7 protein-coding genes are annotated in these 5,934 nt (G+C 48.7%); all 7 read right to left on the bottom strand.

Annotated elements, in window-relative coordinates:
* Nucleotides 1–415 precede the first annotated feature (415 nt).
* The 7 genes from ACI3EW_RS17080 to ACI3EW_RS17050 all read right to left on the bottom strand — a co-directional run bounded on the left by ACI3EW_RS17080 (nt 416) and on the right by ACI3EW_RS17050 (nt 5,934).
* Nucleotides 416–1,663, bottom strand: a complete 1,248-nt coding sequence (locus tag ACI3EW_RS17080; RefSeq protein WP_015517767.1) for a plasmid recombination protein — start codon at nt 1,661–1,663, stop codon at nt 416–418.
* A 368-nt stretch (nt 1,664–2,031) separates the two neighbouring features.
* A complete protein-coding gene (gene rlmN, locus ACI3EW_RS17075; protein WP_002584956.1) occupies nt 2,032–3,015 on the bottom strand; it encodes a 23S rRNA (adenine(2503)-C(2))-methyltransferase RlmN in 984 nt (327 codons plus the stop codon).
* Nucleotides 3,016–3,031: 16 nt separating this feature from the next.
* Nucleotides 3,032–3,184: a cysteine-rich KTR domain-containing protein gene (locus tag ACI3EW_RS17070; protein ID WP_117567892.1), complete on the bottom strand. Its 153-nt coding sequence runs from the start codon at nt 3,182–3,184 to the stop codon at nt 3,032–3,034.
* Entirely contained in the window at nt 3,174–3,431 is a 258-nt protein-coding gene (locus ACI3EW_RS17065; protein ID WP_021632615.1) for a hypothetical protein, read from the bottom strand. Before ACI3EW_RS17065 ends, ACI3EW_RS17070 begins: the two co-directional genes overlap by 11 nt.
* A gap of 258 nt (nt 3,432–3,689) precedes the next feature.
* On the bottom strand, nt 3,690–3,968 hold the full coding sequence (locus ACI3EW_RS17060) for a type II toxin-antitoxin system YafQ family toxin (RefSeq protein ID WP_021632616.1): 279 nt from the start codon (nt 3,966–3,968) through the stop codon (nt 3,690–3,692).
* Complete coding sequence (locus tag ACI3EW_RS17055; protein WP_033119556.1) at nt 3,961–4,227, bottom strand: type II toxin-antitoxin system RelB/DinJ family antitoxin; 267 nt, start codon at nt 4,225–4,227, stop codon at nt 3,961–3,963. Before ACI3EW_RS17055 ends, ACI3EW_RS17060 begins: the two co-directional genes overlap by 8 nt.
* A 255-nt stretch (nt 4,228–4,482) precedes the next feature.
* Nucleotides 4,483–5,934, bottom strand: a complete 1,452-nt coding sequence (locus tag ACI3EW_RS17050) for a hypothetical protein (protein WP_199488597.1) — start codon at nt 5,932–5,934, stop codon at nt 4,483–4,485.

Genomic DNA, 5,934 nt, shown 5'->3' with positions numbered 1-5,934 from the left:
ATTACCACCTCACAAAAGAAAAAGTACCAAAAAGAAAATCCGCTGCGGCGGGGATCGCCTGCGGGCGGGAAGGGGGAAAAGGGGGAGCAAAAGAGCGGCGGCTACGCCGCCTTAAAGAGAAAGTCACCTCCCCCTTTTCCCCCTCGCTGCGGGGCATTGAAAGTGCCGCCACTATGGAAAACCCGATGGGTTTACCACAGTGGCTTGGAAAACCTCTAACGAGGTTTACCACACTTCCAACACCCCTCCGCTCACCCCCCTTTTCCCCTCCGACTTTCTCCCTTTCAGAGAGAAAAAATATAGGTTGGGAGTACCCTTACAGGGGGCTTAGATTATCAATACAGCAATTCCCTATTTTCAGTTGTTATTATAGCCTGTCCGAAAGAGATTTTCAAGCCCTCCGGACAGGCTTCTTTTACAGCTCCATGCCGCCCATTCCTCGCTGGTGCTGCTGTTGCTCCTGCTGCTGTCCAATCTCCGGATCGGGCAGCAGCTCCCTCGCCTTTTCAAGCAGAGGACGCAGACGCTCCGGCAAGTGTTCTTCCAAGAAGTCCAGCATCCGACCGATGCCGTCCGTCAGACGCTCGGTGAAGCTGCGTTCCTCCTGCAGCTCGGATTGCAGATAATAGTTTTCATCGCGCAGCCTCCGGTTTTCCTGTTCAAGCCTCTGCTGCCGCTGCGCTTCTTCCAGCCGCTTCTTCATGGACGGCACCTGTGACCGCAGACGGGTGTTTTCCTCCGTCAGCTCCTGTACCTTGTGCCGATCCGTCACGCTGCGCAGTGCCATTTTCTTTAGCTGCTCGACCTGATCCACCGTCACGCCCTTTACTGCCCCTGTGAGCGTCTTTTCCGGCTGAATATCATGCAGGGGTGCATTTACCCTGTCAGCCTCCTTTAAGAGCCGCACAGTGCCTTTCAGAGCGTCCCGCTGCCGTTCCAGCTCAGCAACCTCCCGCTCTACTGCCGCTGTCTGCTGCTGCACCGCTTCCAGCCTCGCAGCCGCTTCCTTGAACTGCGGCAAGTCCATGTGCGGTCTGTTCGTGCCGAGAGAGATAATTTCAAAATCGTGCCGCTGGGCGATCTCCGTCAGAGCTTCTTTCTCCCGTTCCATCCACGCCGCCCATTCGGTCTGCTTTCTGCCGACACCGACAAACCCCTGCTGCTTCAATGCCTGTTTCATAGATACCCTTGTAGAAAGTCCTCTTGACTGCTCCGTTGCCACAGGGATAAAATCGACATGGAGATGGGGCGTTGCCTCGTCCATGTGCAGCACCATATTGAACACCCGCAGATGGGGGTTGCGTTCTGCAAAAGACTCCGCAAAATCTTTCAGAGCTGCCGCCGCCCGTTCTCCGTCCGGCGTACCGCACCCACAGTCGCTCATGTTGCCGATCTGGAAGATCGCTTCATGGAACAGCTTTTCCTGTTTACTCTGCCGGATATGCTCATAGTAGTCCGGTATCTTATCTCTCGTTTTGGTTTTCTTTGCGTTGTAGGCTGCGAGAGCTTCATCAAAGACCATATGATAGACCTGCTTCAGATCCTCGTTGCAGAAAACAATGTTCTGCTCCGTCCGGCTCCGGTCTACATTCGCCGCTGAGAAGCTGCGGTTGTTGTGCCGGATGCTCCCTGCACCTGTCATACCCGAAATCGTAACTCCCATAAAATCGCCCCCTTTCCGCTTATTCTTCCGTCCTCTATTTTATCATAAATTTCCGCTAAAAACAACCTCTTTGTTACTTTCTGGTGAGAAAGTAACGCAAAAGCACTTTCACACCGCCACCCCATCGGTGCAGCGGTGTGAAAGTGCTTTGCGCCCCTAAAGGGGAGGGGTTGCCGGAGCTGCTTCACTGCCGGCTCGTGCCTGCTGCTCTGCCAGCTCCGGAGGGGCGCTGCCCCTGCCGTCTGCGGACGGCTCCCCGACCTTCATCCCACCGATAAACTGGAATTGGTCATAAAAAAGCCGATAACACATAGGTTTTTTGACCTAATGCGTTATCGGCTCTGCGTCTATGCGTCTGGCACTTTTAATCATTTTTTTTTGAATTTATTATATGTGTTAGCTAACTGTCCACAAGCCGCGTTAATCTCTCTGCCATGAGAAACTCTCATAGTAACTTCAAGTCCTGCTTGCTCTAATTGATGTTTGAATGCAACTATTTCCCGTTTCTGTGGTGCTTTAATTCTTGAATTGCTTGTTGGGTTGTATTGTAACACGTTAATCATAACTTTTTTGCCCCGAAACCATTTTGCAAGTTGTCTTACATCTGAGGGCCGGTCATTTATACCCGGTAAAAGCAAATACGCAAAGACAATTTTGCGATTATGCCTTTCAGAATAGGATAAGGCTTGCTTAACAACATCTTCAATAGCATATATGCGCATGTGAGGAATAATACGATTTCTTGCAGATTGTGTTGCTGCGTGTAAAGATATTGTCAACTGAATTTTAAGATGTTCCTCGCGCAATTTTTTTAATTGATCGACCGGACCAACTGTTGATATGGTAATGCCGTCGGTTGGAAAGTTGAGCCCATATCTATCTCGGAGAATATGGATTGCTTTTATCAAGTTGTCATAATTGAATAAAGGCTCTCCCATACCCATAAAAACGATACGGTTTACTTTTCGACGCAACAATATAATCTGTTGTACGATTTCTGACGATGTTAGATTACGAACAAAGCCATTTCGCCCGGACTCACAAAAAATACAACCAACAGGACAACCGACTTGTGTGCTCACGCAAACAGTTCCACCATCTCGCCGCTTGATAAAAACCGTTTCAATGTATTTGTTGTCTTTCAGTTCGTAAACATACTTTTCAGTATCACTGCTTTTGCAAATATTTTTTACCAACATTGATAGATTTTTTTTGCGTGGTAATTGCTTATATAATTCTTCATATAAGGCTTTTGCTTCATTCTCGCCAATAACTTCCGACATTTCTTTGTAAGTAAATCCGTATGGATCATTCCGTACTTCCGCAGGCGTATATTTAGGTAAACGTTTCATTTTTATATCCTTTCTTCTAAATAATAAAAGTTTGTTTTTCTGTATTTTTGATTACAATCTCTAATTTTTCTACATCAATGATATGCGTCAATTTGCATTTAGGGCAGAAAAGAGGAAAATCTTTTAATACAGTATCAATTCCCGATTTGTCGTTCTGTTTAGTCCCCAAAGAACCTACTAAACCAGCTACGCTTTTGAACCGGTTCTGTCTCACGCTCCGGCTGATCGGCTCCGGACTTGCCGGAAAGAAGCTGCTGATGCATTGTCCCAGCATGGAGAGCCTGGGCCGCTGCCGCAGTCTGCTGTGCCGTCACCAACGCCGAGCTGACCTCCGCCAACCTTGCGTTCAGTTCCTCGATCTGCTTGTCCTTTACAGCAAGTTGCTCGCTTTTCCGGTCTAATTCTCCCTGCAGCATAGCGATCAAAGTGGTTTCGCAAGTTTCGCAACTTGCTTTCGCCTGTTGCGAAACTTGCTTTCGTTCAACACCTAAATAATGCTGATATATGGCGGTTTTTTGACTTTCGCTGATTGCGAAACTTCCTTTCGCATCTTTCGCAACATGGTTTCGCCTACACCATGCACGAACTGCCTGTTCCGACACGCCACATTCTATTGCAATTTCCGTTATTACACCCGCCAAATATCATCACCACTCTTTCATCCGGAGTTAATCTCAAAACAAATCGCTATGAGATCCCGTCCTTATCAATTTCAAAATCAAAGTCTGCCGAACAACTTTATAGACCAACAGCCAGTCCGGCTCGATGTGACATTCTCTCATGTCCTTATAATTTCTGGAATTAGTGAGAGCATGATCTCGATACGCCTCCGGCAACGGCTGCTCGTTACACAACAGCGTGATCACTTCCTCCAACTTCTTCGGATCGCAGCCTCTCTTGATCGCAAGCTTGTAATCTCGTTTGAACTGCCCCGAAAACTCCGGCTTAAGCATTCAGCGCCTCCATCAGATCTGCAACGCTATCAAACGGACCATACATATCCTCTCCCTTTTCTGCCGCCTCCATCGCCGCATAGGTAACAGCATTCGGCTCGTCAACCTTGACTTCAAAGGGAAGTCCATGACACCTAAGTGCCTGTCGATAAAAAATACCCGTTGCCGTACTCAAATCCATTCCGAGGGACTTAAAGAGAGCTGCCGCCTGTGCTTTCAGCTCCGGCTCCATTCTTATCGTCATATTTCCTTTAGCCATAATAGCACTCCTTTCCTCGTCATTTTTAGCTTGCACTAATATTATATTCAATATTCGTGACATTTGCAAGTGCATTGCAAATGTTTTTTTGCAACTTTTCTATGAACAGTGCTTTCTATATGCTAACACCGCAGCGTGTACATTTAGGGGGTGAAAAAGCCTTATTTCGCGCGGTTTTCAAGCCTCGTTTTCGGTGGGGTAATATAAAAACCCTTACCCGCCCCGAAAACGCCTTGTAGGGCGTTTCTGGGGCGTTTACAGCCCTTTCTTAAATTCCTCCACCAACAGATCGCTCAAAGCCTGTGATGGGCGTATTTTGACCGTTATATGCCCCTCCGGTACGGTGTCCCACCATTTGCGGATCGTTTTCGGATCAAGTCCGGTGTCCCTATGACAATCGGCCTTGCGTCCCTCTGGATGCTCCTGCCGCCACGCATAGACTTGCGCTTTCTTTTCTTCTGCCCCTTTTCTTCTCCATGTGCCGCCAGGATAATCCACTTCCTGCACCGCCCTTGCTCTTTTCAAATGCTCTTTCTGTGATCTACCATTCCTCTTGTTGCGCTCGATGCGAACATCGGTCAGAGCTTCAATATCGGAAATCGTGAAATTGTAATACTCCTTGTCGTAGGCTTCCAGCGCACTCCGTATATCTTCCTCGGTCAATGCGTTCTCATGCTTCACCATCTGCAGATCATCAAAAGCCTCTTTCATATCCTGCCGGAGCTGCTGCTTCGACACACCGCATTTGTAAGCATAGATAGCAAGGCACATCAAAAAGAAATACCGATGCCCGCCCTTTATCTCTCCGATCTGCCGCAGCCACCAATGGTAGAGCGCATACGGATCATCACCATGCACCTTTCCGGCAATATCCCACTTCTTGCGTCCTTTCTCGCCTCTCACAACAACACGCTCATACCACTCCGGATATGCCTCCCTCGCCTCAGCTCGTGTCATTTTGGATGGGCTGAAAGGCTTATTGACATCCACCCTGTTTTCTGGCTTTGCGTAGGCGTTCAGATAATCCAGCGTTACCCGTTCTCCGGTACGGAAAGCGACCAGCTCCGTCCCATGCTTGTCATTGATGCTGCCCACCATGCGGAAGCTCTGATTGATGGATTGATACTGGATCGCCTTGACCTGCGAAGTGCTGCCATACTCCCATAGCCGGAAAGTGAGGTCATATTTCAGACTTTTAAGCTGAATTTTTATATTCGGGTATAGGTCAATCGGCTGCTGGAAAACATAGTAGATATGCAGCCCTGTCCCCGACAGAACAAGGAAAGTCGGCATCGGCAACCGGCGCACTCGCTCCGGATCGCCGCCAAAGCGCAGAAAGAGGTTGCGCAGCTCGGCAAGACCTACGCCATCCAGATCGAAGATCAGAGCATACATCCGCTGGGCGTTCTCCAGCCTGTTCTCCTTTCTGCGATATGCAAGACCGCTGCACAAAGTAAGGCTGTTCCCCTCGACAAACTCCATGTAATCCTGTTCCCATGTGTCGTTATACATCTTCCTGCGCCGGAGCTTCTTATCCTCGCTCTGTTCGTCCCGATACAGATACACAGCGTTCGGATGGGAAAAATCCGTGTGCCGTTCTCCGGAGTTCTCATTGTCCGGAAACAGCTCTTTATAAAACTCATAGCCTCCGACCTCCGGATATTGTGCGCTCAAATACTCGTAGCAGCCTCGATAATTCTCGGTCAT

This window comes from Pilosibacter rotomagensis, assembly GCF_045062245.2.
In the GTDB taxonomy this organism is placed as follows: domain Bacteria; phylum Bacillota; class Clostridia; order Lachnospirales; family Lachnospiraceae; genus Pilosibacter.
Note: the sequence above shows the minus strand (reverse complement) of the source record. Positions and strands in the feature narration are given on the sequence as shown.